Genomic DNA, 23,215 nt, shown 5'->3' with positions numbered 1-23,215 from the left:
GTCTCTAGAACGCGGCAGTCAGCGCGTCGAAACTGTCGTCGTAGTCCTGTTGGTCGCGGGTGCCCGCCACCGGCGCCGCCGCCGGTGTGGTGATCGCGGCCGCGCCGAAGGTGACCAGCGCCCACCTTGCGAGCGTCGCGGCGATGAGCGCCGCGAGGTTGTCGTGAACGCTCCACGCCCAGTCACCGGCCGGCAGTGTCCGTTTCACCGCGCCGGCCACCGCCTCGGTCAGGATGGGCTGCCCGGTGTGGCTGAGCGATCCGTCGACGGTGGCGTCGAGGAAGTCGCCGCACGCGGTGACCATCTGCGGAGCCGACGTCATGGCGGGCTCGATCAGCGCGTCGATCAGCGGCGCCTCGAGCACGTTGGCCGGGGACTTCTTGTTGATGGCCAACGCGCACGGATCCCACAGCGTCACGAGATCGACGGTGTAGTCGAGGAACTCGGATTGCGATGCCGAGCGGTAATAGCCGATCTCGACGTGAATCCGGCCGGCGGTCGTGCGTTGCGCGGCGGCGACGATCCACCACTTCCGGTCCATGGTGCGGTCGATGCCGATCCCGATCGGTCCGATGAGCTGCGGCGCGGTGTCGGTCGTCCCTTCCCAGTGGTCTTGTTTGATCACCGAGTACAGCTCGACCTTGGTCTTGATGACCGGCCAGTCGCCACGGCCGAGCGCCTCGACGTCGAATCCCTTGCGGCCTGCCGGGGTTGACAGGTTCACCATGATGTCGAGGATCTTCTCGGCGGTCTGGATCACCCCGTATGAGGGGTTGGCGTAGCGCCAGGTCTCCTCGTCGTCGCGTGACATCCCTTCGGGCGCCAAGAACTCAGCGAAGTACAGATTCGGTTCCTGCGCGAGACCACGCTCGCGCACCGAGGCGAGGACCTCGCCGTTCGAGTGTTGGTCCTGATTCACCGCGCTCGACGCGTAGATCCGCTGTGGGTTCTTCGCGGCCATCTGCACGAACGCCATCGCGGACACTTCACCGTCGGTGAGGTTGTACGCCTCGTCGTAGACGATCAGGTCGACGTCCGTCAGGCCGCGGCCGGTGTCGTTCGAGCGGGTGCCGAACGAGATCACCGCGCCGGACGCGAGTTCGATGATGCCCTCACCCTGCGAGCAGTTCGACTTGACGACGCGCTTCTTCAACCACGGCCGGCCCTTGATCAGGGCCATCATCCGTTTCCACGCGTCGCGGGCGGTCTTCCACCGTTGCGCCGTGTAGATGATCGTCTCGCCGAGCTTGAACAGTCCGTACAGGCAGCGCTGAATCAGGATCTCGGACTTGCCGTTCTGTCGCGGCACGATCAGGCAGCACGTCGGGTGTGTCCAGCGCCCTGACGGCGTCGTCGACAGGATCGCGTGCTGGGCATCGGTCTGCCATGGCATCGCGATCGACCCGGCCCGCCGTCCCAGCTCGACGGCCTTCTTCGCGTGTGTCACGTCGCCGGCGAACACCGACAGGTTGTGGGGCTCCTGCCGCCCGGTCAGCGTCGGGAAATCGTCACAGATCGTCGAGACCATCGGGGCCTTGCTCCGCTTCGCCGAGACCCTTCTGCCGACGGATCTCTGCAATCAGCTGCCGCAGCACGCCCGCTTGCTGGCGGGCCTCCTGCAGCGGCGAGTCGACCCGGACCTCGAGCACGCTGTCGCGCCCCTTCGTCAGCCGCAGCCAGAGGTCATCATCGCCAGAGAGGACACGATCGAGCTTGGCGAGGCGATCCGCGATCCGGCAGGCCTCGACGATCAGCACGCCGACCGCGAACGAATCACCGTCGTCAGCCAGATCGTCATGCAGTCGTGTGCCGGCGGCGCCGAATTCGTCACTCACGGAGGCCCACCTCCCCGCGATTGCACGTACCGTTTTCGGCCCCCTGTAAAAAAACTCCTGACTACCGGAATGGAGTCAGGGACCCCCACCCCCTCAGGAATATCGGGGGTGGGTCATGGCCAGGGCATTGCGCGGGTCCCGAGGGCCTCGTGCGTGGTCTTGGCGTCCTCGATGGGCTGTCCTGTGACCGCGGGGCGTAGGTGGTCTCTCGATCCGTCTCCGCGCTCCTTGTTGCACCTGCCGTGCAGCATTCGGTCGGCCTTGGTGCCGCCGTGGGTTCGTGCGTGCGAGTGGTCAGCGGCCAGGGCGCCCGAGTTCGGATCCTTGCCCGTCGGGTCGTGGTCGAAGTTCAGTGTTCGATCGCGGTACATCGGCCGGTCGCACCACCAGCAGGGCGTGCCGTCGTGGTGGGCGCGGAGCAGGCGATCGCGTTGCTGTTGGTGTGCCCAGCCGAGCCCGCGTTCGGTGGTGGTGCGGGTCATGGCAAGGGCGCGTTGAGGATCTCGGCCTTCCAGGCGTCGAGCGTCGCTGACGCGGCGGTGCACCGAAGTCGGTCGATGGTGGTGGTGGTCCCGATGCCGGGGTTCGCCTTGCGGAGCGTGTCCTCGGCGTATGGGTCGTCGCCTTCGTCCATGCCGAACCGCAGCATTGGTGTGCCGGGAGTTCCGGGTTCGAGTTGGACGCCGAGACGGAGCAGTGGTCCGCTGGTGATGAGGCGCTCATAGCCGAGGGGTTGCCCGGTGTGGTCGTCGCAGATGATGCGGTCTCGGCCGCGGGCGGGCTGCCGGGTGGATCGGTAGCTGCAGAAGTCGATGGTTCCGGCGCCGATGGTGATGCTGCGGACCACGGAGCTCCGGGTAATCCGCCGGATGAGGCTGGGGTCGAGCGCCCGCTGCGCGGCCGTTATGCGGTCGAGTGCGTTGAGGGCGAGGGCGGAACTGGCGGTGAAGTAGACGATGTTCTCGCCGCGGGCAGCGGCGCGGCGTGCAACCTCTAGACCAACAGCGGACTTGCCTGCCTGGCGGGGCGCGGAGATCGCGAACTCGGGTGCGGATTCAGACTGTGCGATGGCGTCGAGCTGCCAGGGCATCCATTCGAGTGCGGTCATGGTCGGCTCCTGTTCGGTTGCGCCGGGCTCGCGTTCGCTCCTCGGCGATGCGGCGGATGACGATGTCGATCTGCCGGGTCAGCGCGATGACTGCGGGGAAGTCGCAGGCGCGGCGGCGTTCGGCGCATTGGCCGCGGAGAAGTTCGAGCTCGTCGAGGTCGGCCATCATCGGGCACGCCTGTGGTGCAGGCGGTCGGCGAGTGTCGGCATGGCAGCCTCCTCGGAAGGTCAGGGCAACGCGAGCTGGTGGCGCACGGTGGCGACGGTGAGGCGGAGCTGCTCGGCGATGGCGGGGATCGGCCAACCGCGGCGGTGCAGGCGCTGCACGGCGTTCGGTTCCTTCGCCTCGGCGGAGGTGAAGCGGTACTCGCGTCGGTCGGCGGGGGTGCGGGGATGCTTGATCATGTGTTCCTCCCGAACAGCTTCCGTTGGGGCTGTGCTTCGTTGACGGTGACGTGGGCGATGTGCACGACGACGGGCGCGGGCGGCGTGGTGTCGGCCTGGGCGTCGAGGGCGTCGGCGATCTGCCGTAGGACGCGCGCGGTGACGGCGGTCGACAGTTTCGCGAGGTGGGTGATCGGGTCGAGATCCATGGGGCTCTCCCGTCTGTGTGGTTGGGGTCCGCGCGCAGCTGCACCGCCCGGCGAGAAACGGGCACCGGGGGTGTGGGTGGTGGTGCGGCTTCGCTCCGATCCGGGGGCGCTGTCGTGGACGCCCGGGCGGTGACGTTGAACGCGCGGAGGTTGGTGTGCCCGGCCACCAGCGCGCCGGCTTGGATGATCGGCGCGGGGGAAGGGTGGCCGGGCCGCCCCGGCGCTGTGACGAGCGGCCTGGGGCGCCCCTCGCGGTGCGCGAGGCTCCGCACCCGGGTGTCCGGGGTGCTAGGCGGCTCAGCGCAGGGCGTGGGGTGGATGGTGGGCAGGAATGCCGAAAGGCGCGGAGCCGTGGTTACAACTCTCGCGCCTGCCGGCGTCAGCCTAGCACCCTGGTCTGGTCAGGCCGTGCGGGTGGCCTTGGTGGGCGTGGCGTTGTAGAGGGTGAGCGCGGCGGCGAGGCTGTAGCGCTCAGTGCCGTCATCGTCGGCGTCGATGGCTTCGAGCTTGCCGCGGCGGACCCAGTTCCGCACTCGCTCGTACGGCACGGTGTCTCCGACCTCGCGGGTGAGGGCGTCGGCGAGTTGGCGTGCGGTGTAGCTGTATTCGAGTATGTCGTCGTGCAGGGCGGACTTCATGGTGGGGATGTCGCAGTCGATGCCGCAGGCCCGGCAGGTGTAGGTGTCGGTGCCGCGGCGCACGTAGACGCCGGAGCACAGGACGGCGGGCTGTGCGGGGCTCTGGCAGGGCCCGGCGAACTCTCGGCCGCCGGGGGTGTCGATCGCGGCCTTCGCGCGTTTCCACACGTCGGTGATCTGGTCGGTCGCGGTCTGGGCCTGCTCGGTGAGGGCGAGGTCGATGAGGTGCCGGTCGAGCCAGCCCGCGAAGTGTTGGGCGCGGCCGTCGCCGGGCCATGCGAGGTGACGCCGGGTGCATACGTGGTTGGTCCAGGTGCGGAGGGTGCCGAGCAGGTCGTGGGCGACGTCAGATGCGTTGAGGTCGAACACGTCGGCCGGGTCGTCGTTCTGGCCGTGCCGGATGGCCTGGCCGCTGCCGAACGCGGTCTGACGCGTGATGGCGTTGTCGAGTTCGTCGACGAGCCAGTCCCGGATCTCGCCGAGGCGGGTCGAGAGCAGGCTCCGGGTGGAGCGGTCGAGGTAGAAGTGATCGGTGTCGGTGATCATCGGTCCCTCCTTGCGATTCGGGCGTCGAGCGAACGAACGAGCTTGTTGAAAGCCTTGTCTCGGTCCTTGAACGCATCGGCGAGGTTGCGGTGGAACGCTTCGTGCATGGCCCAGTCCACGATCGTGGCTCCGCACGCCCCGCAGATCGTCGGGTGCTTGTAGACGGGCACGCCCATCGCGTTGCGCGTGTCCGCCACGAATGCGATTGCTCGGCGGATCCCGAGGTCGGCGCGCATTCGCTGGACTTCGGCGTGGACGTCGGGCAGGCCCAGGATGGCGCGCATCGCGTCGTACGGGATCGGCTCCCCGGGGAGCCAACGGTGCGCGGTGATGCGCGGGGGCTCGTCGTTGGTCATCGGTTCCTCCTGCGGCGGCTGCGGGTGGGGTTGTGTGCCCACATCGGCGGGGTGTGGCTGGGGCGCGGAAGGGCGCGCTGTTGAGGCGTTTCGGGCTCGGCGTCGGCCATCGGATCGTCGACCGGCGCCCACAGTCGAGGCCAGGTGTGGTTGCGCAGGATCTCGACGACCTCGCGCCCCCTGTGGTACCGGCCGAGTGTGAACTCGGTGATCGGGATCGGCGGGCCGTTTGGGATCGTCCGAATCCATGGCGGATCTTCCGTCGAGATGAACGTTCCGAGTTCGCCGTGTTCCTCGACGTTGGTGACGATGCCGTCGTACCGGGTGCCGTCGAGGCCGATCGCGGCGACTCGGTCGCCCTTCGTCGGGACGGGGCCGTCGGTGTAGGGCGCGGTCGGCGCAAAGGGTGGCGGCGTGCCGACCGGCGCGGCGAAGACAGCTTCACCAGTGCCGTCGAGGTGACCGATCATGGCCCAATCGGCGGGCCGGGGCGTGGGTTCGGTCATCGGGTCCTCCTTCGGGGAAACGGGGCCATGGCGATGGCGTGGACGACCGCCCTACCGCCGACGGCGAGGGCCGGCGGCAGGGCGATCACGTTGGGGATGGCGGGGTCGGCCGCGAGCACAACGCAGAGGACGAGGATCGCGGCCATGAATCCAGCCCGGTTCCGATGCGCGGCGGTCATCGACGCACTACCTCGGCGATAGCGGTGGGCATCTCGGAGTCGTCAGGGATCCTGTTGATCCAGGCAGCCAGCGACCGCGCACCGCGTCGGGTGCGGTACGGGCGACCCCACGGCTTGCCGTCGAACATCACCTGCCACCTTCGCCGGATCACGCTTTCCCGCCCGTCTCGGAGGCACGGAGCAGCGGGATCAGTCGTCCGTTCCAGACGCCGAGGACCACGGGCACGTCCTGGTCTCCGGCCCACCGATCCGGGTCGATCCCGAGGTCGAGTGCCACGGAGTATCGGCACTCGCGAAGATCCCTTCCGCTGTCGCGGCACTCACGCGAGTGCAGGACATAGACGGTCTGCTCGCTCGACACTGCGCGGCCGAAATGGGCCTTGCGGTGCCGACCTACGCCGACGATTCGCTCGATCTGGTCATCCGGGACGAGGTCACTCATCGGTGGCTCCTCTCAAGCTCGTTGATCCGATTGGCCAACCACCGCGTGTAAGTCACGCCTTGGCCGGGCATCGTGCGCAGGTGGTAGCTCTGGTGGTCGCCGCGAACGAGGTAGCCCGCGAGCCCGCGGCGTGCACGGGCGTAGATGGCCCGGACCTCGGAAGGATCGCGCCAGTTGATCGCGACCTGTTGCCACTCCTGCAGCGTCAGCCGCCGCGCGAGGTCGGCGCCCCAGCCGAGCAGGTTCGCGAGGCTGAACGCGCGCGTCTGGTCGGTGACCGTGCGGAGCGGCGAGTTCCGCGGGCAGCGACCGATGACGTCGTTGGGGTCGCAGAGCCACCAGACCGGGAATCCGGCGATGATGCTGCGCGATCCGGCGATGCCGAATTCGCCGGCGCCGGGCGACGCCCATTCGGGCATGAACGGGTCCGCGATGAGGCCGACGCCGATGATGTTGGCCTGCAGCGGGGTGAGCGCGGCGGCGACGTTGCCGACCAGCGCGGCGCCGCCCGAGTAGCCGAGGAGCACGATCGGTCCCTTGGTCGCGAGTACGCGGTTCAGGAGCATCGTGTGTCCGGTGCGCAGCGACTCGTCGAACGCCGGACCCACCAGCAGTGGCGCCGGGCCGTAGGACGCCGGCCACGGCACCTCGACGACCCGGAAGTGCTCGGGGTCAAGGTGGCGGGTGACGTCATTGAGGGTGTTCGCTTCGAGTGACTCGCCGATGCCGCGGCATGCGAGGACGGTGATCACGATGCACCGCCCGCGATGAGCTCATCGAGCTCGTCGAGGTGGACGGGGCGTTGCCAGGCGTCCCAGCCGACGTGGATCTGCCGGTGCCCGGTCCACCAGCGTCCGTCGGGCCCCATGCGGCCGCCCGACAGGCGGTCGGGTGCGTGGGTGTGGCCGTGCAGCAGCCACATGCCCTCGTCGCGGAGCCGGTACTGCGTGGCCCGGTCCTGTGGGGTGTGGTCGCCCTTGTACGGGAAGTGCGACAGCAGCACCGGCTCGGCGCCGATCCTGCGGCGGGCGAACGGCTGCACTGTCCAGAACACGTCGAGGAACCGGCGCTGGTGCTTGTGAGCGTCGCGGTGCATCGGGTGGCACGAGTCGTGGTTGCCCGCGATCAGGTGCAGCTCGACACCCTCGTTGGCGATGGCGCCGAGCATGGCAAGGGCGTAGGTCTCGGCACCTCGGCTGCCGGCGGAGATGTCGCCGAGGATCCATAGCTGGCTGCCTCGGGGCAGTGCGCAGAGTGCGCCGTAGATCGCGGTGTCGTGGTGCTCCGTGGTGCCGTAGCCGCGGTGCTCGGCGATCTTGGCGTGGCCGAGGTGCAGGTCGGATGTGAAGTAGACGCTCATTCGGACTCCTCGAAATCGAAGGGAAGGCGGTACTTGATGTAGCCGCGCAGGTGGTCGACGACGACACTTGCCGCGGCACCGACCAACGGGCTCTCCGCTCTCATGCGTCCGGCCATTTCGGCCAACTCGTCAGCGCGCTCGGTCAGCACCTGGGCTGCGATGGCGCGCTTCTGCTCGGGGGTGATCTGGTCGGCCATCAGGCGATCGCTCCGTTCAGGTGAAGGTGTGCGCCGCTCACTGCGACGTCGTACGCGCTGCGGGCGTGGCGCAGCTTCCCGCCGCCGACCTTGAGCTGCCATCCCGCCGCGCGGCGCTCGGACGCGGAGACGAGCTCGGTCGGGTAGGCGCCCAGGACGTTGGATCCGTTGCGGCCCGGCGGAACCTGCACGATCGGGGACCGCAGCCACCGGTGCGACAGGACCGCGCCGAGTACCTCCGCGGTTGCGAGCAGTGCCGAGGGGTCCGCGGCGGCGCGGCCCTTCATGTGCCAGTTCGGGCGGCGGATCGACTCGACGGCGATCAGGCGGCAGTCGTGCTCGAGCACGAGCTCGTTGAGGCGCAGCACGACGTGGTGCAGGTAGTTCTCGTGGGCGGGGAACAGGTCGTGCGGGTTGTTGACGGTGTCGTGGGTGACGACGTCGCGGCCGGCGATGACGCAGAGGCCGGTGTCGCGGGCGCCGGGGTCGACACCGATGACCATGGGTGTGCTCACTCGGTTTCTCCGATCAGAGTCAGTCGGTGCAGGAACACGGCGGTGTCTGTCGCCGAGGCGTTTTCGCTCTCTTCTTGCGTCCTGTGGGTTGGTCGAGACGGGTCAGGCCCGCCCAGCCGCCGCGGATCCGGTCGATGCGCCATGTGCCGTTGACGCCGTCGATGGTGACGTGGTCGCCTGCAGCGAATTTCGGGGCTGGGGTGTCCGGCCGCGGTCCGGCGACGAGGTGGGCGGGGGTGAGTGTGTCGGTTGGCATGTCGGTGGCTCCTGGTATTGGCTGGGCGGTCAGAACGGGGGTTCGTCGTTGCTGCCGCCGAACCCGCCGGACTGCGGTGCGCTGCCCCACGGGTCGTCTGCCTGGCCGCTGCGTCCGCGGTCCTGGTTGCCCGCGTACCCGCCGCCGCTGCCGCCGCCGGACCTCTGGGCCTTGTTGACCTTCGCGGTGGCGTACTTGAGCGAGGGGCCGATCTCGTCGACCTCCAACTCCATGACGGTGCGCTTCTCGCCCTCACGGGTCTCGTACGACCGCTGCTTGAGTCGGCCGGACACGATGACGCGGGATCCGCGGGTGAGGGACTCGGCGATGTTCTCGGCCATCTCCCGCCAGGCGTTGCAGCGCATGAACAGCGCGGCTCCGTCTTTCCACTCGTTGGCGTTCTTGTCGAACGACCGCGGGGTCGATGCGACGGTGAAGTTCGCGACCGCGGCCCCGGCCGGGGTGAAACGGAGCTCCGGATCGGCCGTCAGGTTGCCGATGATCGTGATGATGGTTTCGCCTGCCATGGTGGTGTTCTCCTCTCGAGGTCTGCTGGTCAGAACGGGGACGTGGGGCGAGGCGACGGCACAGACATGGACACAGGCGTGGCCGCGTCGATCCCGGTGTGCTGGCGGAGGTTGTCGACGAGCGTCGGATCGGTGCGAACGATGGTGATCTGCCGTTCGACGAGCGCGTGGCTGGTGAGCACGGCGTCGACGTCGAGGTGGCTGTCGCGTGCCCACTTCGCGAGATCCTTCGCGAGCCCCTGGAGCTGGCCGGGCTGGTCCGGGTGGATGGCGTAGCACGCCATCCCTCCCGGGGGCGGCGTGAACTCCACCCAGTGGATCTCGCCGTCCGGCGTGCGGATCCCGTACTCGGTGACGACCTCGACGGTCGCGGAGATGTTCGTCATCGTGTGCCTCCTAGGGCTGTGAATGAGCGCGGCTGTGGATAACTCGGACCCGGCTCGCGCGAAAGAGATTGGTTTCTATTGGTTTCGGAAGGACTGGGCGGTACTGGGGTACCGCCTTTGAGGTACTGGGGTACCGCCTTTGCGGACGGGAGTACCGCCTTTGCGTCGAACAAAGCCGGTACCTCCGTCCCGCCTGTGGATGAATTGCTAACAGGCTGTGGACAACTCAAAGGCGGTACGTCAGTCCCGCCTTTCGGGTCGGTCCACTCCGTCATGAACGGCAGACGGAACGTCGTCGCGCGACCCTTATGCGCGAACACGGGAGATCCCGACGCGGAGAACGAGATCGGCAGACGCGGGTCGAGATTGCACTTCGCGAGGCGCTGCAGCACCTTCCTCAGACCGTCCTCGGAGACACCCACCCGGGCCGCCAATTCGGCCGAGGTCCGCCAGCACACCCGCTGATCGACGTCCGCCCACTCGGCGAGCGCGACGAGCACGAGACGCTCGGACGGGCCGAGTTGCGGCGGCGCGCCGTCGAGCACTTCCTTCACCAACTGCCACGCCACGCCGCCGCCCCTCCTTCCGTCTCGCCCCGACCGGGCACCATCTGCTCATCACTCCTCGCCGCGGACTTCCGGCACCACGGCCAGGCCCGGGAGCGGCTCGTCGGCCGGCTTCTCGTCCGGGAACGTGGTCTCACCGACGAACACCCCGCCGCTGTATCCGGCGAGCCACCTGAGGTCGAGCTCGTCTGGTCGCTCGAGGTGCACGTCGGTGTTCGGCTTGTCCGGGTCGTCGTGGTTCCACGCCGTCAGCGGGGCGATCGCCCCAACCCACCGATCGCCGATCTGCGCGCGGTGAATCTGGTTCGAGTGCGTCTGGAACAGGTGCAGCGACTCCTTGCGGCGGGTCGCGATCTGCGCGAGCGTCGTGAGCGAGCTCGGCGCCCAGGTGCTGCGCGGCGTCGACGGCATGTCGAGGCCCCGGTCGTCGCGTGGGGTCGGCAGCGGTGCGCCGTCGAGGATCCGCCAGACCCTGTCGGTTGGCCACGGCTCGAGGTCACCGACCTGAAACTCGACGCGGGCCCCGTCGTCGAACAGCGTCGCCGCCTCCACCACGGTGACTGTGTCGCCCTCGAGCGCCACGTCGACCGCGTGCGCCTTGTCGCCCTTCGCGAGCCCCTTGAGCGCGCCGATCAGCACCCGGCAGTTGACTGTCGGCCAGATCATCGGCGGGAGCTGGCCAGAGCACTGCGACCACGTGTGGCCGAGCACCGCGCCGTTCGTCGACGTGCCCACGAGCAGTGTGGTGTCGCCCGGCTCGTCGCCGTCCGGGCCGAGCACGGTGCGCAGGTGCACGCCGCGGACCTCGCCCGCCGTGGCGACGAGGTCGGTCAGCAGGTCCACCAGTACCTTCGTTCCGATGGTGATGGCCATGTCAGCGCCTCCTCGAGGTGGTGCGCGGGCTGCGGCGGTGGTGGTCCGCCTGTGGGCAGCTCGCGAAATGGGGGCGGTACAGCTGGATTCCAGCGGCGCGCATGGCGTCGGCCTTGGCGCGGAGCACGAGCACCGCCCGAGGCGGATCAGAGAAGGTGACCGACAGATTCCCGTCCGCGGCCGGCACCGCATCGATGGGCACGCTCTCGTCGTTCGGCGTCGCCGCGAAGAAGATCCGTTCACCGCACGTCGTGCACCGCGTCGACTTCACGACGCACCGCCGGCGGCGGTGAGGGTGTCGGCCAGCAGCTGCGCGGCGTGGTCGCGCACCTTGGCCGTCACGGTGGCCTTCGCTTCGTCGATCGCGCCCTTGAGTTCCTTGGTGAACTGGCGATCGATCTCCTCGCGGATGATCTTCTGCAGCCGCGTTCCGCCCCGGCCGTACTCGCCGCTCGGCTGGTTGCACCACCCGGCGGCAGCGGTCACGATCTCCTCGGCGATCGTGCGCGCCGGACCCTTCGGGTTGCCGTAGCTGTCGGTCGGGACGATCTCGCGCTCGGTGAAGTCCGCGAGCTTCACCGAGACCATTTCGGTGATCGCGTCGTCGACACGGCGCCGCACCCCGGCGTAGTCGATCTGTTCGCGGGCGTCCTTGGTGAGCTGCCGTGCAATACGCTCGGCGACCGCCTCGAGGAGGGTCACCTCTCGCTGCCCCTGATAGCCGCCGTCGCGGTCGTACTCGTGCTCGGTGCTGACGATGGTGTCGAGTCCGATGGTCAGCGTCACGGTGATCTGGCTGTCGATGGCGTTCTCGGTCATGGCTTTGCTCCTACGAGTGACAGGTTGTCGGGATGGGTGAGGTGTTCGGGGCCGTCGCCGGTGAGGCCATATCGGACGAGCACCAGGCCGCGATCGCCGATGCCGGTGATGACGCCGAATCCGGCCACGTGGCGGGTTTCCGGGCTCGTGTAGGCGACTCGCGCACCGGTGTTGCTGCGGGCCTGCTCGAGGGTGATGGACATCAGGCCACCCCCAACGCGAGCAGCTCGAGCAGGTCCGCTGGTTCAGCGGGCGGTGTTGTCTCGGCGATCTCCCACGGGTCGGCCATGTCGGATCGGCGGACCAGCACCGGCAGCGGCTGACCCGGACGCTGGATCGCGATTTGGTGCTCGAGGCGATCGCGGGCGGTGGCCTCGTCCGGGCAGTGCATCCACGGGTGCAGGTGCGGTGTCGGCGTCTCGATGAGCAGGGCGACGCCCCACAGGTGCGGGGAGGGTTTGCGGTCGCCGTGGAGCTGGCAGCGGCCGGTGCGCAGCTGTTCCCGGTATCCGCACGGGTGGACTTCTGTATGCGTGGCGGGCGGGGCCGGGGCGAGTATCTGCTGCACGATCGGCCGGCACGCCTCGGCGGTGCCCGGGTAGGCCGCGGCGCGGGCCGCCTCACGCAGGGCCTGAGGGAGCGCGGCCGACCATGTGGTGAGCGCCCGCCACGTGATGCGGCACAGGACTTCTCGCGGCGCGTTGACAGTGAAGTGATCCCAGCGGGCGATGGTCAGGCCCGAGCTGTCGACCTGTCGCCAGTATCCGGCGTCGCGCCACGGCTTGTGGCTCACGGTTCCGCCCATGTGCGTCGATCGCAGCCACTCGATCGTGTCGTCCGGGCTGGCCGCGATCCGGCAGACGATGACCGGGTCGTGCTCCTCGATCAGGCGGCGCTGGTCGTCGGTGAAGGTCATGCTGCACCCCCGTCGGTCGGTGTGCCCGCGGTCGACGGCTGGTCGCCCGCGGCGGCGGCGGCCTTCTCCGCGTCACGGAGCGCCAGACCACGCACCATGACGAGGTCGCGCAGCGTCGTCGGCTCGCCCTCGGCGTTGGTCGTCGGCGCGCCGAGCATCAGCTGCCCCTCGAGCTCGCGATGCAGCGCGAGCATCGACGCCGCGGTGTGATCGTCGGCGAGCACGCGGTCCCGGTACTCGGCGACGGTCGGGCGCTCGACGCCGTCCTCGAGCCACTCGCGCACCTGCTCGGCGAGGGCCACGCCCGGCTCGTGGATGACGGCGCGCGCGAGGGCCGGCATCCGCGTCTTGCTGACGGTCAGCGTGTTGTCGAGGTCGAGGTCGCCGACGATGTCGAACTCGAATTCGACACCGTCGCGCTGGATCGGCTTCAGCCCGACCTTGCGCGGCACCTTCTTCCCGCGGTCGTCCTCCTCGACGACGTACTCGACCTTGGACCGCATCGTGACGATCACGTGCCCGGGAAACGCGAGCAGCGCGTCGATCATGCGGCGCTCGTCGGGCCGGGCCTCCTTCCACCCCGAGAAACTGTTGCCGCTCTTGGCGCGCTGGTCGACCTGCTCGAGCATCCCGTCGACGCCCTCCCAGTAATGCGACCACGAGTCGAGCAGCAGCACGTCGTACGACTGCCCGGCCGCGGAGCCGAGGATCTCGACCAGCGAGGCGGGCGAGTAGCGGACCGCGTTGTGCCGGTCGAACTGCCAGCCGTTGACGCCGACGTACTTCGACGCGCTGCCGCGCTCGGTGTCGACGACGACGACGCGCTTCCCGAGGCTGAAGGCGAGCGCGAGGCCGGTGTACGTCTTGCCGGATCCGGCGGGGCCGCAGAGGGCGATGCGGGCCTTCGCTTCGTCCTTCGTTGCGGGCTCGAATGCGATCACGCTCGAACCTCCGTTCCTTGGATGCCCGTGTTGGGCGGCAGCTTGTCGTGCAGGATTCGGTCGGTGGCCGGATCGATCCACGTGTCGATGACCGGGACCGGAACCCACCAGTAGGTCCCATCGGCGTCGGCGCCGGCCGGTACGACGTTGCAGTCGATGTACTGCGGGTGAGTCCGGCCGGGGCGGGTGCGGCGGATGCATACGCCGGTCGGTCGCGGTGGCGGTGCGGCGAGCCCGGTCAGGGTGTCGGGCATCGACCACGACCCGGACAGTGGCGCGCGGGGAGACTCGCTCACTCGCCACCGCCCTCGATCGCGAGGAGCTCGCCGAGGTCGAGCATGGCGCGTCGCCACAACTCGGGGATCGTGGTCGGCACGGTGTCCGCGTTCGGCCGCACCTGCAGGACCGGGTCCGCCTTCACCGGCTCAACGCCGTCCGGGATCGGTCCCTCGCCGCGGCCGGCGAGCACGAGCACCTCGTTGAGCCACTGAGGCGACGGCCGCTGGGTCACCTTGGTGATGAGGTGCGGGGCGTGCTCGCGCAGGACCGCGGCGACCGCGGCAGGGTCGACGAATTCGTAGGAGGTGACGTGGTTCTCGCCCATGTTCTCGAGCGCCCACGCCTCGTGCGCCAGGGGATCGACGACCGCGAGGGCGGTGGTCGGTTCGGTCTTGAGGACGGTGCCGAGCTTCACCTTCTCGTCGTCGAGCTTGACGTGGACGGCGACGCGGTCACCCTCGTCCATACCGGCGTGCAGTGTGGCGCGGCGGGTGTCGATCTCGGCCTTGATCATCTTCTGCAGCTGGCCAAGCGCGATCAGGTGCAGCGCGGTGGTCTTCTGGTCAGTCATCGGTGGCCCCTCTGTGGGTCTGGTCGTTGATCAGTCGGTAGTCGCGGAGCTGGTCGTATGCGCGGTCCACGGCGCCGTCGTCGCCTGCGGTCAGGTCGTCGATGTCCTCACGGATGTCGTCGACCGGATGCGATGCCCGGTACGCGGGCAGCCACTCCTCGGGGTCGCGGGTGCCGCGCCGGTAGCCGTCGATGAACAGGCGTCCGTTCTCGACCGTGATCACGGTCTTGTTGTGGCCGTCGATGAACTCGCTCACCGATCTGTCTCCTTCTCGTCTGTCTCGCTGATTCGCTCGCACGCTGCGGCCCAACGGGTTCCGTCGACGTCGTCGACCTCGATGTGCCAGCCCTCCGCAGACGCCTTGTGTCGCTCCTTCTTGCTGGTGAAGAACAGTTCGAAGGCTTGCGTGGGGGACCCGGCGCGGCGTCGGGTCATGACGCCGTCGACCTCCCCGGTCGGGTCGACCAGCAGCCAGTGGTCCTTACGTGTCTGCGCGTGCAGGTCGGACTGCTGTCGCTCCCGCATTCGCGCGTACTTCGCGTCGACCTGCGCCTCGTATTGGGCGAGCGTCATCTGTTCGGCCATCACGCACCCCCGGCCGCGAAATAGAAGGCAGCGCCGAACGTTCCGCCGGTGGCGTACATCCAGAGCATCTCGGCGGAGAGCAGGTGCAGCTTGAGCCACTGCCAGTACTCGTAGGCGTTCACGCGACCACTCCCGCCGCGGTGCGCGGGGCGGCCGACTTCGCGACCCGGTCGTGCATCAGGATCGACCCGGCCACCGAGACGTTTAGCGACCAGCGGGCCGGCGTCGGGATCTGCACGACGTAGTGGCACAGGTCCAGCACGCGCTCGGGCAGCCCGTGGTCCTCGGCGCCGAGCAGGTACATCGCCCGGTCGGGGTGCACGAAGTCGGTCAGCGGCACGGCGCGCGCGTCGAGCTCGACGCCGACGATCGGGCACCGGTGCGGCACATGCCGGATTAGGTCGTCGATGTCGTCGTAGTGGTGCAACGGCACCGACAGCGGTGTCTTGCAGGTGTCGGACGCCTGCGGCTCGTAGCGGGCGCCGATGGTGGCGAGCAGCGATGCGTTGTAGGTGAACGCGGATCGCCAGAGGGTGCCGACGTTGACCTCGTGCTTGGGGTGGTAGACGGCGATGCCGAAGAACCCGGTCACGCTGCCACCTCGATCCGGTCGACGGGGATGAGGGAGGTCGCGATGCCGTCGGGCCCGATGACGGCCGGGTACCAGCCGCGGTAGAAGTCGGCCGTCCGCGCGGTGTTGACCTTGGTCTCGGCGATCAGCTCGAACAGGTCGCCGACGTCGATCCACTGGTCGGGGTCGGTGAAGTCGGCGGGCGCGGCCTCGGTGCTGGACAGCCCGAGCAGGTGGCCGCGGCCGAACTCGCCGCCGAACTGGGCGAGGCTGCCTGAGGCGCCGCGGTGCAGGTGCACCGGGCGCGGAACCTTGAGCGGATCGTCGGCGGGCGGCTGGAAGTGAATCGACACCGTGCGCATCACGCGGCCACCAGCGCTCCGGCGCGCACGCCGGAGCGCGCCGCGTGCTTGGTGAACTTCTCCGAGAAGTCGGCGGCGATGAAGATCGCGACCGGTACGCCGCGGTGGTGCTGGGCGCGGCGCTTCGGGGGGAGCGCGAGGCCCTCACGCTCGTAGATGGATTCGACGGTGATGGTGTTGCTCATGGCGGGGGTCTCCTGAATTTGGGTGCAGAGGGTCGGCGCAGGTGGTGGCCTGCGCTTGCACTGGGGAAAGGTGTTGGGGGGGTTAGGGGATCAGGTGCTGCAGGATCCAGCCGATGCCGACGAGGACGAAGGCCAGGGCAGAGGTGGACGCAACCAGAACTCGGCGCACGGTCACCTGACCTTGTGGCGGTCGGCGGCCTGCGCGCATGCGCACGCCCGGTCGGCGGCCATCTGTTCGGCGACCACCTGCGCCGCTCGAAGCCGGGCCTCGGCGAGCTGTTCGATCGCATCGACGTGCACGTCACCGCGGGAACTCCTGTAACGCTCGTCGACTAGCGACCTCAACGCGGCGAATGCTCCTGGGGCGGCCTCGAGGTACCCCCGGTTGATCTCCTCATGCACGATGGCTCGGACGTCGTCGTGCGTGAGGGGCGCCGGTGGCCGCGAACCGGGACCCGCGGCCCGCGCGTTCATGTACTGCTCCGCGGCCTGCCAGGTGGTGAACGGGCCCGCGACCTCGACCCACCGGCCGCAGGACATCTCCTCGACCATGTACACGTGCGTGCCTGCGCGGCCAGGCTTAGCCTCGATCCGATGCATCATCGCTGCACCTCGTCGAGGCGGAGCGGCTTCACACCGCCGAGCTTCTGATGCAGATACGTCAGGCCCGGCACGGTGATTCGGATCTGGTGGGTCAGCTGCGGCTCACCGGTTCGAGGGTGGTCGTACGAGCGGGGCCGGCGCACAAGGTGGTTGATGTGCTTCTGGTACGGCTGCCCGGTCTTGTCGACCATGCCGAGCTCGGCGAGCGTGACGTTCAGCCGGTTCTGTCCGGTCGCGATGGCGGGATCGCGGGAGAGGATCTGCGCGGCCTCGCGGAGTGAGTAGTCGCCCGCCGCCTGACCGAGCGCATCCCACGCGGCCGCCGACGGCTCGAGCTCGGCGACCTTCGCCTCGGCCAGCGCGCGGCCGTCCTCGGCGTCGATGACCATCTGTGCCAGTGCGCGCCGGTCCGGCAGCGCGGTCGGCGCGGGCCGGGTCTCCGCTTCGCGGGTGCGGATCGCGAAGTACGCCTGTGCCGCGGCTACCTCAGGTTTCCGGGGGTCCCCATTCATCGAGATCAGGTACGCGGCGAACCGAGTGATCAGGTAGTCGACTCTCGGTCGGCCACCGGACTTTTCAGTGTTGACCCTGAAAAGGATCTTCGGGTTGAAGCCCTGGTTGTGCGCGGCTGCCTTCGCTCGCTCGATGACGGGCTCGAACTCATTCCAACGGGGGTAGCCCATCATCTCCTGCAGAACGCGGGTGGACCAGAGGTCCTCGCCGCCCTGCGGGCACGGCTGACAGATTGCGTCGAACGGTGACTCTGTGTCGATCGGCGCAGGTGCCGTAGCATTCGCCATGTCTACCTACTTTCTGTGGATTCTGGTCAGACGCTGGCCGTCAGGTGTGTCCGCACCTGGCGGCTTCTTCATGCTCGACGTCGGGCACTTCTCGTGACCGGGCCCGTTGTGTTCGCGTGCTCGTACTCCTCGACGGCACTGAGAGGGATTCGGATCACCTGCCCGATCCGGAGGGCCTTGATCCGGCCGCTCTCGACCTGCCGGTAGATCGCGACCTTGGTGCAGCCCCATCGCGCGGCGAGGTCCTTCACTGAGATGTGCGTAGCGCTCACGGCTGCCCCTCGTCCGGGATCAGGTCTGTCAGTGGCACTTCGAGGAAGCGGGCGATCTTCAGGACGTCAGCGGCCCGCATCTCTCGCTCGCCGTTGAGGCGTCGCCTCATGGTCGATCGAGAGATTCCGATGGCCTTGGCGAGCTGACGTTGGGTGACACCAGCCGTACGCATTCGGCGGCGGATCGCATCCGTAGAACCACGGGCTGCCGCCTCTGGTAGCTCATTCGCTGTCATGCAGAGGACGTTAGCCTCCAAATGGAGGCCAATGCAACACATGAATTACACCGATGTCATCTTGATCGGTTCAGCACATTGGGGTACATGTGACGCAGGATGGCGGCTATCATCCTCCGCATGGATGCCACTAGAGACACGGAGCGGGACGAGATCCGCAACGCCATTGCGAATGAGATACGAGCGCTACGGGGCCGTCGACGCATGACGCAGGCCGACCTAATCAGGGCATCAGGAATTAGTCGAGCGGCAATTGGGAGAATCGAGAATGCCGAGCGCGACATGGATATGCAGCAGGCGTACGCAATTGCGCGGGCGCTCGGCGTTACGCCTGCCGAGCTACTTCAAGCGGTTCAGGATGCGCTAGATGGAAAACAACTCTGACACCGGCAGGCTGGCTGCCCGGGCCATCGCGACCAGGTCGGTTGCATTGAGATCCGCGGCGCGGCGGGCGATTACAGGCTCCGTGGTAGCGGCAACGCAGGCGGACATGGGAGCGGTGGCGGTATGCATGTGCGAGACCTCTTTGGTGTGAACGGCATTTCCCCGGTAAGGCAGAACAAACCTCGGTAGCCCGCATCCTAAAGGGTCGGCCAAGGTCAAAATACGGTACCGCCTAAAACTGTCATCCAACAGTCAACTTATTCGAATCCATCCAAATTGGAGTTGGCCAACATGAAGCCGCAGAAGCGAATCCGCAACGGCAGAGTTCGGTGGGTGGCCCGCTACGTTGGCGCCGACGGCAAGGAACGATCGAAAACCTTCGAGCTCGAGAAGCTGGCGAAGGCCTGGGTTGCTGACCGCGAGAAGGAAGTGCGCGAGGGCGACTGGATCGATCCGACGTCGCAGGAGACGACGGTAGGGCAGCTGTGGCATGCATGGACGGCTGCCGCACACACCGACGGCACACGCAAGGTCCGTGAGCTCGTCGGCCGCAACCTCGGAGACCTCGAGGGAATTGCGATCGGACGGCTGCGCACGAGTCACATTCGCGCGTGGACACACACCCTCAGCGCGGGGCGAACCTGGCTGCCCGGTTGCGAAGGCCTGGGCGAGAACACCGTGAAGAACTTCGCCGGGCAGCTGGCCGGATGCCTAACGATGGCCGTCGACGACGGCCTGCTCCGAAAGTCGCCGTACGCCAGCCTCAAGGGGAAGAAGCGGCGGACGCACAAGGCAGTGACGACCGCCGAGCTCATCTCCGCGGACGACGTGTGGACCCTGGCGGAAGCCGCACGTGCCGGCGCGCGGAAGGGAACGACCCGGTGGGTGCGCGAGCAGCGCACGCTCGCACGGATGATCATCGTCGGCGCAGCGCTCGGTGTGCGCGCGGGAGAGATCGCCGGTCTGCGTATCCGTTCGGTCGACTTCCTTCGGCGCGAGGCCTCAATCACCGAACAGTCCAAGACCGGGACGGCGGCGTTCGAGTGGGCACCGCTCAAGACGCCCGCCGCTGAGCGCGTGCTGCCCCTACCTCAGGTCGCTCTCGACGCTCTCGCCGAGGAGCTGGCCGAGAACCCCTGTGCGGATCGCAGCCTGCCGATCTTCCGCACCATGTCTGGCCGCATGTGGTCGTCGTCGACGTTGGGGAAGTCGTTTCGCGCGGTGCGGAAGCGCTGCGGCCTAGACGACGTGGTGACGTGGCACAGCCTGCGGCACTTCTACGCATCGACGCTGATCCACTCCGGGGCGAGCGTGAAGACCGTGCAGGAGCGACTCGGGCACGCGAAGGCTGCAACGACGCTCGAGATCTACACGCACCTGTGGCCCGGCGAGGATGAGCGGACCCGATCGGCGATGGACAAGATGCTGAACCGGGACCGGGCCGGGACCGCGGTCGCCGAGGGCGCGGAGGGGCCGGGCGGGGCGAGTCAACCGGCCCGGCGAGGATCGCTCGGATAGCCCTGCTGACCTGCTAGATTTCGTCAGCCGGCCAGGGATCGGGCGATCACGAGCCGCTGAATCTGATTGGTTCCTTCGAAGATCTGGGTGATCTTGGCCTCGCGCATGTACCGCTCCACCGGGAAGTCCTGGGTGTAACCGTATCCACCGAACACCTGGACGGCGTCGGTGGTGACCTTCATCGCGGCATCCGTGGCGACGAGCTTCGCGACGCTGGCGTTGCGGGAGTAGGGGACGCCTGCGTCGCGTCGGCGGGCCGCGTCCAGGTAGGTGGCCCGCGCCGAGTCCACCGCGGCGGCCATGTCCGCGAGCAGGAATCCGAGGCCCTGGTGGTCGATGATCCGCTTGCCGAAGGCCTTACGTTCCTTGGCATAGGCGACGGCGTCGTCGAGTGCACCCTGGGCGAGCCCGACGGCGACCGCGGCGATACCGAGCCGGCCCGAGTCGAGGGCGCTGAAGGCGATGGGCAGGCCCTGTCCCTGCGCGCCGATCAGCCGCTCGTGCGGGACGAAGGCGTCGTCGTAGTGGGCGGACGTGGTGGGCACCGCGCGCAGCCCCATCTTCTCCTCCGGCTTGCCGAAGGTCAGTCCCTCGGTGTCCTTGTCGACCAGCAGGCAGGAGATGCCCCGCGGGCCGTCGTCACTGGTTCGCGCGAACAGGGTGTAGAAGTCGGCCCGTCCGCCGTTGGTGATCCAGGCCTTGGAACCGTTGATCCGGAATCCGCCGTCCACGGGCGTCGCCTTGCAGCTCAGTGCGGCGGCGTCCGAGCCGGCCTGCGGCTCGGAGAGGCTGTACGCGCCGATGGTGTTGCCGCCCAGCATGTCCGGGAGCCAACGGGACTTCTGCTCGTCGGTGCCGTGGGTGGCCAGCGCGAAGCAGGAGAGGCTGTGCACGCTGGTCGCGACGGCGACGGCGGCCCAGCGCGCGGCGAGTTCCTCGAGTACCTGCAGGTACACCTCGTACGGCTGGTTGCCGCCGCCGAACTCCTCGGGATACGGCAGGCTCAGCAACCCGGCCTGGCCGAGGGCGGGGAAGACCCCCTCGGGAAAGGTCTCCGTCTTCTCGAACTCGTTCACCTTGGGTGCCAGCACCTTGTCCGCGACGTCGCGGGTCAGTTCGATCAGGTCGCGGGCTTCCTGGCTGGGTAGCAGGCGTTCGACGGGCACGGCGATCTCCTCCGGTTGCAGTACTGAAATAGATACTGCAGTACTGTTAGCAGTATGGCAACCCGCTCCGACGCCCCCGCCGTGCGCGGCGCCGCACGCCGCGCGCAGCTACTCGACCAGCTCGTCGCCCTGCTGCTGGAGGAGGGTTTCGCCCATCTGACGCTCGACGACATCGCGGGCAGGCTGCGGTGCTCGAAGTCGACGCTCTACGCGCTCGCGGACAGCAAGGAGCAACTGGTTCGCACCGCGACCGTGCACTTCTTTCGGGGTGCCACCGAACGTGTCGAGTCCCGGCTCGAGGGGGCTGTCGGTGCGCGCGAACGGATCGGGGCGTATCTGGAGGCGGTGGGTGAGCAACTGCGCCCGGCCTCGACCCGTTTCATGGACGATCTCGCGAACAACACGGCCGCTCGCGACATCTACGAACGCAACACCCGGTTCGCTGCCGTCCGAGTGCAGGAGCTGATCACGGAGGGGGTGCGGGCCGGGGAGTTCCGGGACGTCAATGCCGCCTTCGTGGCGGACGTGGCCGCGGCGATGATGGTCCGCATCCAGCAGCGTCGGGTCAGGGAATCGACCGGCCTCCCGGACGCCCAGGCGTATCTCGAACTCGCAACGCTGTTGACCCACGGCCTCGCGGTGTGAGGCTCTGACCTGCAGTTTCACAGTTGGACAAATGTCCGCGTGGGCAATCATCTCATTCTGGCAACGCAGGTGCGGACTGTTGGTTATGGTTTCCGCATTTCGTGCGATCTGTAACCGGTTCTGGCTATGCATTCGCGCGGTCCCTGGATGCATGGAGGAACGAGAATGTCGCCCGAGCGAAGCCTGCGAAGCGAGCCGAGAACCCACGCGGTAGTGCGTCGCGCGGCCGCGGCGGCGAGCACCACGGCCGTTGTTGCCCTGGGTCTCGGGGTCGGTGGTCCGGTCGCGTCGGCGGCACCGGCGTCGGTGAACTGGAACGACGGCAACAGCGTCTTCACCCGCACGATCAGTGATGCGAACCCCGGTGAGGGGGATGTGATCACATCATCGACGAAGTTCGAGCGGAAGGCCTGGACCACGCTCGAGATCATCAATCAGGTCAAGGATGTACATCCGCCGTGCCTGACGTACGTCGAGGGTTCCGCGAAGGTGGACGGTTCCCCGCGAGGGCTGGAGAGTCAGGGGCCGGACTTCGCCAAGGTGACCGGTTCCTGGACCGTGTACCCGAACATCGATCCGAAGTCGCATACGTTCGAGTTCTCCTACCGGGTCGGCGCGGACTGCGATCGCGGGGTCCCGCTGGCCACCCGTCTGGACTATTCGGGCGGGCTCGGCTCGGGCAGCTACCCGGACAAGGGCCCGACCATCACCGTTCGCAAGAACGTCTCGACGACAACGCTGGCCGCGGTCGCGAATGCTCAGGTCGGTCAGGCGGCGACGCTCAGTGCGACCGTCGCGGGTGGCGCGAACGGTGACACCGTCGAGTTCTACGACGGCACCACCAAGCTCGGAACGGGAACTCTGAACAACGGCGCCGCGACCTACGCCTGGACCCCCACGGCGGGTGGCGCACACGCCCTGTCCGCGAAGTACCTCGCGACCGCGCGGGCCGAGGGATCGCAGTCCGCGCCGCAGAACGTCACCGTTTCGGTCCCGGATGAGGCGACCACGACCACGCTGACTGTCCCCGCGTCGGCGAATGTGGGTGCTGCGGTGGAGTTGAAGGCGACGGTTGCTCCGGCTGGCGCTGCTGGCACGGTGCAGTTCAAGGACGGCGCTGCGAACATCGGTGGCCCGGTTGCGGTGAACGCCGGTGTGGCGACGTTGTCGCATACCTTTGATGCGGCGGGTGCGAAGAGCATTACTGCGGTGTATTCGGGTGGTGCGGGTTTCACGGGTTCGACGTCTGCTGCGGCGACGGTGACGGTGTCGGTTCCGGATGAGGCGACGACGACGACGGTGACGGTGCCTGCGACGGCGAATGTCGGTGCTGCGGTGGAGTTGAAGGCGACGGTTGCTCCGGCTGGCGCTGCTGGCACGGTGCAGTTCAAGGACGGCGCTGCGAACATCGGTGGTCCGGTTGCGGTGAACGCCGGTGTGGCGACGTTGTCGCACACCTTTGATGCGGCGGGTGCGAAG

General features: G+C 68.1%; 43 protein-coding genes. 4 read left to right on the top strand and 39 right to left on the bottom strand.

Annotated features, from left to right (window positions below; all coding sequences use genetic code 11):
- Positions 1–4: 4 nt before the first annotated feature.
- The 38 genes from ACFQS9_RS21810 to ACFQS9_RS21625 all read right to left on the bottom strand — a co-directional run bounded on the left by ACFQS9_RS21810 (position 5) and on the right by ACFQS9_RS21625 (position 18,023).
- A complete protein-coding gene (locus ACFQS9_RS21810) occupies positions 5–1,528 on the bottom strand; it encodes a hypothetical protein (RefSeq protein WP_378408574.1) in 1,524 nt (507 codons plus the stop codon).
- On the bottom strand, positions 1,509–1,835 hold the full coding sequence (locus tag ACFQS9_RS21805; RefSeq protein WP_378408572.1) for a BAR domain-containing protein: 327 nt from the start codon (positions 1,833–1,835) through the stop codon (positions 1,509–1,511). The genes ACFQS9_RS21810 and ACFQS9_RS21805 overlap by 20 nt, the downstream gene beginning before the upstream one ends.
- A gap of 113 nt (positions 1,836–1,948) precedes the next feature.
- Positions 1,949–2,317 carry a hypothetical protein gene (locus tag ACFQS9_RS21800; RefSeq protein ID WP_378408570.1) on the bottom strand — a complete coding sequence of 123 codons (369 nt, stop codon included), beginning with the start codon at positions 2,315–2,317 and terminating at the stop codon, positions 1,949–1,951.
- Positions 2,314–2,943, bottom strand: a complete 630-nt coding sequence (locus ACFQS9_RS21795; protein ID WP_378408568.1) for a terminase large subunit domain-containing protein — start codon at positions 2,941–2,943, stop codon at positions 2,314–2,316. Before ACFQS9_RS21795 ends, ACFQS9_RS21800 begins: the two co-directional genes overlap by 4 nt.
- Positions 2,891–3,112: a hypothetical protein gene (locus tag ACFQS9_RS21790; RefSeq protein WP_378408566.1), complete on the bottom strand. Its 222-nt coding sequence runs from the start codon at positions 3,110–3,112 to the stop codon at positions 2,891–2,893. Before ACFQS9_RS21790 ends, ACFQS9_RS21795 begins: the two co-directional genes overlap by 53 nt.
- Positions 3,113–3,171: 59 nt before the next feature.
- Positions 3,172–3,348 carry a hypothetical protein gene (locus ACFQS9_RS21785; RefSeq protein WP_378408564.1) on the bottom strand — a complete coding sequence of 59 codons (177 nt, stop codon included), beginning with the start codon at positions 3,346–3,348 and terminating at the stop codon, positions 3,172–3,174.
- On the bottom strand, positions 3,345–3,536 hold the full coding sequence (locus ACFQS9_RS21780) for a hypothetical protein (protein ID WP_378408562.1): 192 nt from the start codon (positions 3,534–3,536) through the stop codon (positions 3,345–3,347). Before ACFQS9_RS21780 ends, ACFQS9_RS21785 begins: the two co-directional genes overlap by 4 nt.
- A 401-nt stretch (positions 3,537–3,937) precedes the next feature.
- The gene (locus ACFQS9_RS21775) at positions 3,938–4,720 is read right to left on the bottom strand and encodes a hypothetical protein (RefSeq protein WP_378408560.1); all 783 of its coding nucleotides are present in this window, start codon (positions 4,718–4,720) and stop codon (positions 3,938–3,940) included.
- Entirely contained in the window at positions 4,717–5,076 is a 360-nt protein-coding gene (locus ACFQS9_RS21770) for a hypothetical protein (RefSeq protein WP_378408558.1), read from the bottom strand. The genes ACFQS9_RS21775 and ACFQS9_RS21770 overlap by 4 nt, the downstream gene beginning before the upstream one ends.
- Complete coding sequence (locus ACFQS9_RS21765; RefSeq protein WP_378408556.1) at positions 5,073–5,582, bottom strand: hypothetical protein; 510 nt, start codon at positions 5,580–5,582, stop codon at positions 5,073–5,075. Before ACFQS9_RS21765 ends, ACFQS9_RS21770 begins: the two co-directional genes overlap by 4 nt.
- Positions 5,579–5,761 (bottom strand): hypothetical protein, encoded by a 183-nt coding sequence (locus ACFQS9_RS21760; RefSeq protein WP_378408554.1) that lies wholly within the window; start codon positions 5,759–5,761, stop codon positions 5,579–5,581. The genes ACFQS9_RS21765 and ACFQS9_RS21760 overlap by 4 nt, the downstream gene beginning before the upstream one ends.
- 148 nt (positions 5,762–5,909) lie before the next feature.
- Positions 5,910–6,203: a hypothetical protein gene (locus ACFQS9_RS21755; RefSeq protein WP_378408552.1), complete on the bottom strand. Its 294-nt coding sequence runs from the start codon at positions 6,201–6,203 to the stop codon at positions 5,910–5,912.
- Positions 6,200–6,955, bottom strand: a complete 756-nt coding sequence (locus ACFQS9_RS21750; RefSeq protein WP_378408550.1) for an alpha/beta hydrolase family protein — start codon at positions 6,953–6,955, stop codon at positions 6,200–6,202. The genes ACFQS9_RS21755 and ACFQS9_RS21750 overlap by 4 nt, the downstream gene beginning before the upstream one ends.
- Positions 6,952–7,563 carry a metallophosphatase gene (locus tag ACFQS9_RS21745; protein ID WP_378408548.1) on the bottom strand — a complete coding sequence of 204 codons (612 nt, stop codon included), beginning with the start codon at positions 7,561–7,563 and terminating at the stop codon, positions 6,952–6,954. Before ACFQS9_RS21745 ends, ACFQS9_RS21750 begins: the two co-directional genes overlap by 4 nt.
- Positions 7,560–7,760 (bottom strand): hypothetical protein, encoded by a 201-nt coding sequence (locus ACFQS9_RS21740; RefSeq protein ID WP_378408546.1) that lies wholly within the window; start codon positions 7,758–7,760, stop codon positions 7,560–7,562. Before ACFQS9_RS21740 ends, ACFQS9_RS21745 begins: the two co-directional genes overlap by 4 nt.
- Positions 7,760–8,275 carry a crossover junction endodeoxyribonuclease RuvC gene (locus ACFQS9_RS21735; protein WP_378408544.1) on the bottom strand — a complete coding sequence of 172 codons (516 nt, stop codon included), beginning with the start codon at positions 8,273–8,275 and terminating at the stop codon, positions 7,760–7,762. Before ACFQS9_RS21735 ends, ACFQS9_RS21740 begins: the two co-directional genes overlap by 1 nt.
- Before the next feature lie 19 nt (positions 8,276–8,294).
- Complete coding sequence (locus ACFQS9_RS21730) at positions 8,295–8,531, bottom strand: hypothetical protein (protein WP_378408542.1); 237 nt, start codon at positions 8,529–8,531, stop codon at positions 8,295–8,297.
- Positions 8,532–8,560: 29 nt separating this feature from the next.
- Entirely contained in the window at positions 8,561–9,058 is a 498-nt protein-coding gene (locus ACFQS9_RS21725; protein ID WP_378408540.1) for a single-stranded DNA-binding protein, read from the bottom strand.
- Between the two features lie 29 nt (positions 9,059–9,087).
- The gene (locus ACFQS9_RS21720; RefSeq protein ID WP_378408538.1) at positions 9,088–9,444 is read right to left on the bottom strand and encodes a DUF7316 family protein; all 357 of its coding nucleotides are present in this window, start codon (positions 9,442–9,444) and stop codon (positions 9,088–9,090) included.
- Positions 9,441–10,013 (bottom strand): hypothetical protein, encoded by a 573-nt coding sequence (locus ACFQS9_RS21715; RefSeq protein WP_378408536.1) that lies wholly within the window; start codon positions 10,011–10,013, stop codon positions 9,441–9,443. Before ACFQS9_RS21715 ends, ACFQS9_RS21720 begins: the two co-directional genes overlap by 4 nt.
- A gap of 48 nt (positions 10,014–10,061) precedes the next feature.
- The gene (locus ACFQS9_RS21710; RefSeq protein WP_378408534.1) at positions 10,062–10,883 is read right to left on the bottom strand and encodes a cell division protein FtsK; all 822 of its coding nucleotides are present in this window, start codon (positions 10,881–10,883) and stop codon (positions 10,062–10,064) included.
- Between the two features lies 1 nt (position 10,884).
- Positions 10,885–11,154, bottom strand: coding sequence for a hypothetical protein (locus ACFQS9_RS21705; protein ID WP_378408532.1), 270 nt, complete (start codon positions 11,152–11,154; stop codon positions 10,885–10,887).
- The gene (locus tag ACFQS9_RS21700; protein WP_378408530.1) at positions 11,151–11,702 is read right to left on the bottom strand and encodes a hypothetical protein; all 552 of its coding nucleotides are present in this window, start codon (positions 11,700–11,702) and stop codon (positions 11,151–11,153) included. Before ACFQS9_RS21700 ends, ACFQS9_RS21705 begins: the two co-directional genes overlap by 4 nt.
- Positions 11,699–11,905 (bottom strand): hypothetical protein, encoded by a 207-nt coding sequence (locus ACFQS9_RS21695; RefSeq protein ID WP_378408528.1) that lies wholly within the window; start codon positions 11,903–11,905, stop codon positions 11,699–11,701. Before ACFQS9_RS21695 ends, ACFQS9_RS21700 begins: the two co-directional genes overlap by 4 nt.
- On the bottom strand, positions 11,905–12,618 hold the full coding sequence (locus ACFQS9_RS21690; protein ID WP_378408527.1) for a hypothetical protein: 714 nt from the start codon (positions 12,616–12,618) through the stop codon (positions 11,905–11,907). The genes ACFQS9_RS21695 and ACFQS9_RS21690 overlap by 1 nt, the downstream gene beginning before the upstream one ends.
- On the bottom strand, positions 12,615–13,559 hold the full coding sequence (locus ACFQS9_RS21685; protein ID WP_378408525.1) for an ATP-binding protein: 945 nt from the start codon (positions 13,557–13,559) through the stop codon (positions 12,615–12,617). Before ACFQS9_RS21685 ends, ACFQS9_RS21690 begins: the two co-directional genes overlap by 4 nt.
- Complete coding sequence (locus ACFQS9_RS21680; protein WP_378408522.1) at positions 13,556–13,855, bottom strand: hypothetical protein; 300 nt, start codon at positions 13,853–13,855, stop codon at positions 13,556–13,558. The genes ACFQS9_RS21685 and ACFQS9_RS21680 overlap by 4 nt, the downstream gene beginning before the upstream one ends.
- Positions 13,852–14,409: a hypothetical protein gene (locus ACFQS9_RS21675; RefSeq protein ID WP_378408520.1), complete on the bottom strand. Its 558-nt coding sequence runs from the start codon at positions 14,407–14,409 to the stop codon at positions 13,852–13,854. Before ACFQS9_RS21675 ends, ACFQS9_RS21680 begins: the two co-directional genes overlap by 4 nt.
- Positions 14,402–14,665 carry a hypothetical protein gene (locus tag ACFQS9_RS21670; RefSeq protein WP_378408518.1) on the bottom strand — a complete coding sequence of 88 codons (264 nt, stop codon included), beginning with the start codon at positions 14,663–14,665 and terminating at the stop codon, positions 14,402–14,404. The genes ACFQS9_RS21675 and ACFQS9_RS21670 overlap by 8 nt, the downstream gene beginning before the upstream one ends.
- Positions 14,662–14,994, bottom strand: coding sequence for a hypothetical protein (locus tag ACFQS9_RS21665; protein WP_378408516.1), 333 nt, complete (start codon positions 14,992–14,994; stop codon positions 14,662–14,664). The genes ACFQS9_RS21670 and ACFQS9_RS21665 overlap by 4 nt, the downstream gene beginning before the upstream one ends.
- The gene (locus ACFQS9_RS21660; RefSeq protein ID WP_378408514.1) at positions 14,994–15,116 is read right to left on the bottom strand and encodes a hypothetical protein; all 123 of its coding nucleotides are present in this window, start codon (positions 15,114–15,116) and stop codon (positions 14,994–14,996) included. The genes ACFQS9_RS21665 and ACFQS9_RS21660 overlap by 1 nt, the downstream gene beginning before the upstream one ends.
- On the bottom strand, positions 15,113–15,586 hold the full coding sequence (locus ACFQS9_RS21655) for an RNA methyltransferase (RefSeq protein WP_378408512.1): 474 nt from the start codon (positions 15,584–15,586) through the stop codon (positions 15,113–15,115). Before ACFQS9_RS21655 ends, ACFQS9_RS21660 begins: the two co-directional genes overlap by 4 nt.
- Positions 15,583–15,930 (bottom strand): hypothetical protein, encoded by a 348-nt coding sequence (locus tag ACFQS9_RS21650; protein ID WP_378408510.1) that lies wholly within the window; start codon positions 15,928–15,930, stop codon positions 15,583–15,585. Before ACFQS9_RS21650 ends, ACFQS9_RS21655 begins: the two co-directional genes overlap by 4 nt.
- Complete coding sequence (locus ACFQS9_RS21645; protein ID WP_378408508.1) at positions 15,927–16,112, bottom strand: hypothetical protein; 186 nt, start codon at positions 16,110–16,112, stop codon at positions 15,927–15,929. Before ACFQS9_RS21645 ends, ACFQS9_RS21650 begins: the two co-directional genes overlap by 4 nt.
- A gap of 171 nt (positions 16,113–16,283) precedes the next feature.
- A complete protein-coding gene (locus ACFQS9_RS21640; protein WP_378408506.1) occupies positions 16,284–16,715 on the bottom strand; it encodes a hypothetical protein in 432 nt (143 codons plus the stop codon).
- Positions 16,712–17,515, bottom strand: a complete 804-nt coding sequence (locus tag ACFQS9_RS21635; protein WP_378408504.1) for a phage antirepressor KilAC domain-containing protein — start codon at positions 17,513–17,515, stop codon at positions 16,712–16,714. Before ACFQS9_RS21635 ends, ACFQS9_RS21640 begins: the two co-directional genes overlap by 4 nt.
- A 68-nt stretch (positions 17,516–17,583) precedes the next feature.
- Complete coding sequence (locus tag ACFQS9_RS21630) at positions 17,584–17,787, bottom strand: helix-turn-helix domain-containing protein (RefSeq protein WP_378408502.1); 204 nt, start codon at positions 17,785–17,787, stop codon at positions 17,584–17,586.
- A complete protein-coding gene (locus ACFQS9_RS21625) occupies positions 17,784–18,023 on the bottom strand; it encodes a helix-turn-helix domain-containing protein (RefSeq protein ID WP_378408500.1) in 240 nt (79 codons plus the stop codon). The genes ACFQS9_RS21630 and ACFQS9_RS21625 overlap by 4 nt, the downstream gene beginning before the upstream one ends.
- Before the next feature lie 120 nt (positions 18,024–18,143).
- On the opposite strand from ACFQS9_RS21625, the gene ACFQS9_RS21620 reads away from it, so the two are divergent.
- Both ACFQS9_RS21620 and ACFQS9_RS21615 read left to right on the top strand, forming a co-directional pair.
- A complete protein-coding gene (locus ACFQS9_RS21620; RefSeq protein WP_378408498.1) occupies positions 18,144–18,407 on the top strand; it encodes a helix-turn-helix transcriptional regulator in 264 nt (87 codons plus the stop codon).
- Positions 18,408–18,740: 333 nt separating this feature from the next.
- On the top strand, positions 18,741–19,925 hold the full coding sequence (locus ACFQS9_RS21615) for a tyrosine-type recombinase/integrase (protein ID WP_378408497.1): 1,185 nt from the start codon (positions 18,741–18,743) through the stop codon (positions 19,923–19,925).
- Positions 19,926–19,948: 23 nt separating this feature from the next.
- Here the strand turns inward: ACFQS9_RS21615 and ACFQS9_RS21610 are convergent, their stop codons facing one another.
- Positions 19,949–21,091, bottom strand: a complete 1,143-nt coding sequence (locus tag ACFQS9_RS21610) for an acyl-CoA dehydrogenase family protein (RefSeq protein WP_378408495.1) — start codon at positions 21,089–21,091, stop codon at positions 19,949–19,951.
- Positions 21,092–21,145: 54 nt separating this feature from the next.
- On the opposite strand from ACFQS9_RS21610, the gene ACFQS9_RS21605 reads away from it, so the two are divergent.
- Together ACFQS9_RS21605 and ACFQS9_RS21600 are read left to right on the top strand one after the other, a co-directional pair.
- A complete protein-coding gene (locus tag ACFQS9_RS21605) occupies positions 21,146–21,736 on the top strand; it encodes a TetR/AcrR family transcriptional regulator (protein WP_378408493.1) in 591 nt (196 codons plus the stop codon).
- Positions 21,737–21,901: 165 nt separating this feature from the next.
- The coding region (locus tag ACFQS9_RS21600) for an Ig-like domain-containing protein (protein ID WP_378408491.1) at positions 21,902–23,215 on the top strand (1,314 nt) is incomplete at its 3' end.

Origin of the sequence: Rhodococcus daqingensis (genome assembly GCF_042665615.1) — a bacterium.
Lineage (GTDB): Bacteria > Actinomycetota > Actinomycetes > Mycobacteriales > Mycobacteriaceae > Rhodococcus_G > Rhodococcus_G daqingensis.
The sequence above is the reverse complement of the archived record's forward strand: the minus strand, read 5'-3'. Positions and strand labels throughout refer to the sequence as shown.

Excerpts from the sequence above, each read along its gene's own strand:
- ACFQS9_RS21665 (WP_378408516.1), bottom strand. The coding sequence starts at position 14,994 with ATGGCCGAACAGATGACGCTCGCCCAATACGAGGCGCAGGTCGACGCG.
- ACFQS9_RS21775 (WP_378408560.1), bottom strand. The coding sequence starts at position 4,720 with ATGATCACCGACACCGATCACTTCTACCTCGACCGCTCCACCCGGAGC.
- ACFQS9_RS21710 (WP_378408534.1), bottom strand. The coding sequence starts at position 10,883 with ATGGCCATCACCATCGGAACGAAGGTACTGGTGGACCTGCTGACCGAC.
- ACFQS9_RS21790 (WP_378408566.1), bottom strand. The coding sequence starts at position 3,112 with ATGATGGCCGACCTCGACGAGCTCGAACTTCTCCGCGGCCAATGCGCC.
- ACFQS9_RS21760 (WP_378408554.1), bottom strand. The coding sequence starts at position 5,761 with ATGACCGCCGCGCATCGGAACCGGGCTGGATTCATGGCCGCGATCCTC.
- ACFQS9_RS21810 (WP_378408574.1), bottom strand. The coding sequence starts at position 1,528 with ATGGTCTCGACGATCTGTGACGATTTCCCGACGCTGACCGGGCGGCAG.
- ACFQS9_RS21800 (WP_378408570.1), bottom strand. The coding sequence starts at position 2,317 with ATGACCCGCACCACCACCGAACGCGGGCTCGGCTGGGCACACCAACAG.
- ACFQS9_RS21745 (WP_378408548.1), bottom strand. The coding sequence starts at position 7,563 with ATGAGCGTCTACTTCACATCCGACCTGCACCTCGGCCACGCCAAGATC.
- ACFQS9_RS21720 (WP_378408538.1), bottom strand. The coding sequence starts at position 9,444 with ATGACGAACATCTCCGCGACCGTCGAGGTCGTCACCGAGTACGGGATC.
- ACFQS9_RS21740 (WP_378408546.1), bottom strand. The coding sequence starts at position 7,760 with ATGGCCGACCAGATCACCCCCGAGCAGAAGCGCGCCATCGCAGCCCAG.
- ACFQS9_RS21640 (WP_378408506.1), bottom strand. The coding sequence starts at position 16,715 with ATGATGCATCGGATCGAGGCTAAGCCTGGCCGCGCAGGCACGCACGTG.
- ACFQS9_RS21620 (WP_378408498.1), top strand. The coding sequence starts at position 18,144 with ATGGATGCCACTAGAGACACGGAGCGGGACGAGATCCGCAACGCCATT.
- ACFQS9_RS21730 (WP_378408542.1), bottom strand. The coding sequence starts at position 8,531 with ATGCCAACCGACACACTCACCCCCGCCCACCTCGTCGCCGGACCGCGG.
- ACFQS9_RS21770 (WP_378408558.1), bottom strand. The coding sequence starts at position 5,076 with ATGACCAACGACGAGCCCCCGCGCATCACCGCGCACCGTTGGCTCCCC.
- ACFQS9_RS21675 (WP_378408520.1), bottom strand. The coding sequence starts at position 14,409 with ATGACTGACCAGAAGACCACCGCGCTGCACCTGATCGCGCTTGGCCAG.
- ACFQS9_RS21700 (WP_378408530.1), bottom strand. The coding sequence starts at position 11,702 with ATGACCGAGAACGCCATCGACAGCCAGATCACCGTGACGCTGACCATC.
- ACFQS9_RS21765 (WP_378408556.1), bottom strand. The coding sequence starts at position 5,582 with ATGACCGAACCCACGCCCCGGCCCGCCGATTGGGCCATGATCGGTCAC.
- ACFQS9_RS21635 (WP_378408504.1), bottom strand. The coding sequence starts at position 17,515 with ATGGCGAATGCTACGGCACCTGCGCCGATCGACACAGAGTCACCGTTC.
- ACFQS9_RS21725 (WP_378408540.1), bottom strand. The coding sequence starts at position 9,058 with ATGGCAGGCGAAACCATCATCACGATCATCGGCAACCTGACGGCCGAT.
- ACFQS9_RS21795 (WP_378408568.1), bottom strand. The coding sequence starts at position 2,943 with ATGACCGCACTCGAATGGATGCCCTGGCAGCTCGACGCCATCGCACAG.
- ACFQS9_RS21645 (WP_378408508.1), bottom strand. The coding sequence starts at position 16,112 with ATGAGCAACACCATCACCGTCGAATCCATCTACGAGCGTGAGGGCCTC.
- ACFQS9_RS21695 (WP_378408528.1), bottom strand. The coding sequence starts at position 11,905 with ATGTCCATCACCCTCGAGCAGGCCCGCAGCAACACCGGTGCGCGAGTC.
- ACFQS9_RS21785 (WP_378408564.1), bottom strand. The coding sequence starts at position 3,348 with ATGATCAAGCATCCCCGCACCCCCGCCGACCGACGCGAGTACCGCTTC.
- ACFQS9_RS21605 (WP_378408493.1), top strand. The coding sequence starts at position 21,146 with ATGGCAACCCGCTCCGACGCCCCCGCCGTGCGCGGCGCCGCACGCCGC.
- ACFQS9_RS21690 (WP_378408527.1), bottom strand. The coding sequence starts at position 12,618 with ATGACCTTCACCGACGACCAGCGCCGCCTGATCGAGGAGCACGACCCG.
- ACFQS9_RS21625 (WP_378408500.1), bottom strand. The coding sequence starts at position 18,023 with ATGACAGCGAATGAGCTACCAGAGGCGGCAGCCCGTGGTTCTACGGAT.
- ACFQS9_RS21780 (WP_378408562.1), bottom strand. The coding sequence starts at position 3,536 with ATGGATCTCGACCCGATCACCCACCTCGCGAAACTGTCGACCGCCGTC.
- ACFQS9_RS21755 (WP_378408552.1), bottom strand. The coding sequence starts at position 6,203 with ATGAGTGACCTCGTCCCGGATGACCAGATCGAGCGAATCGTCGGCGTA.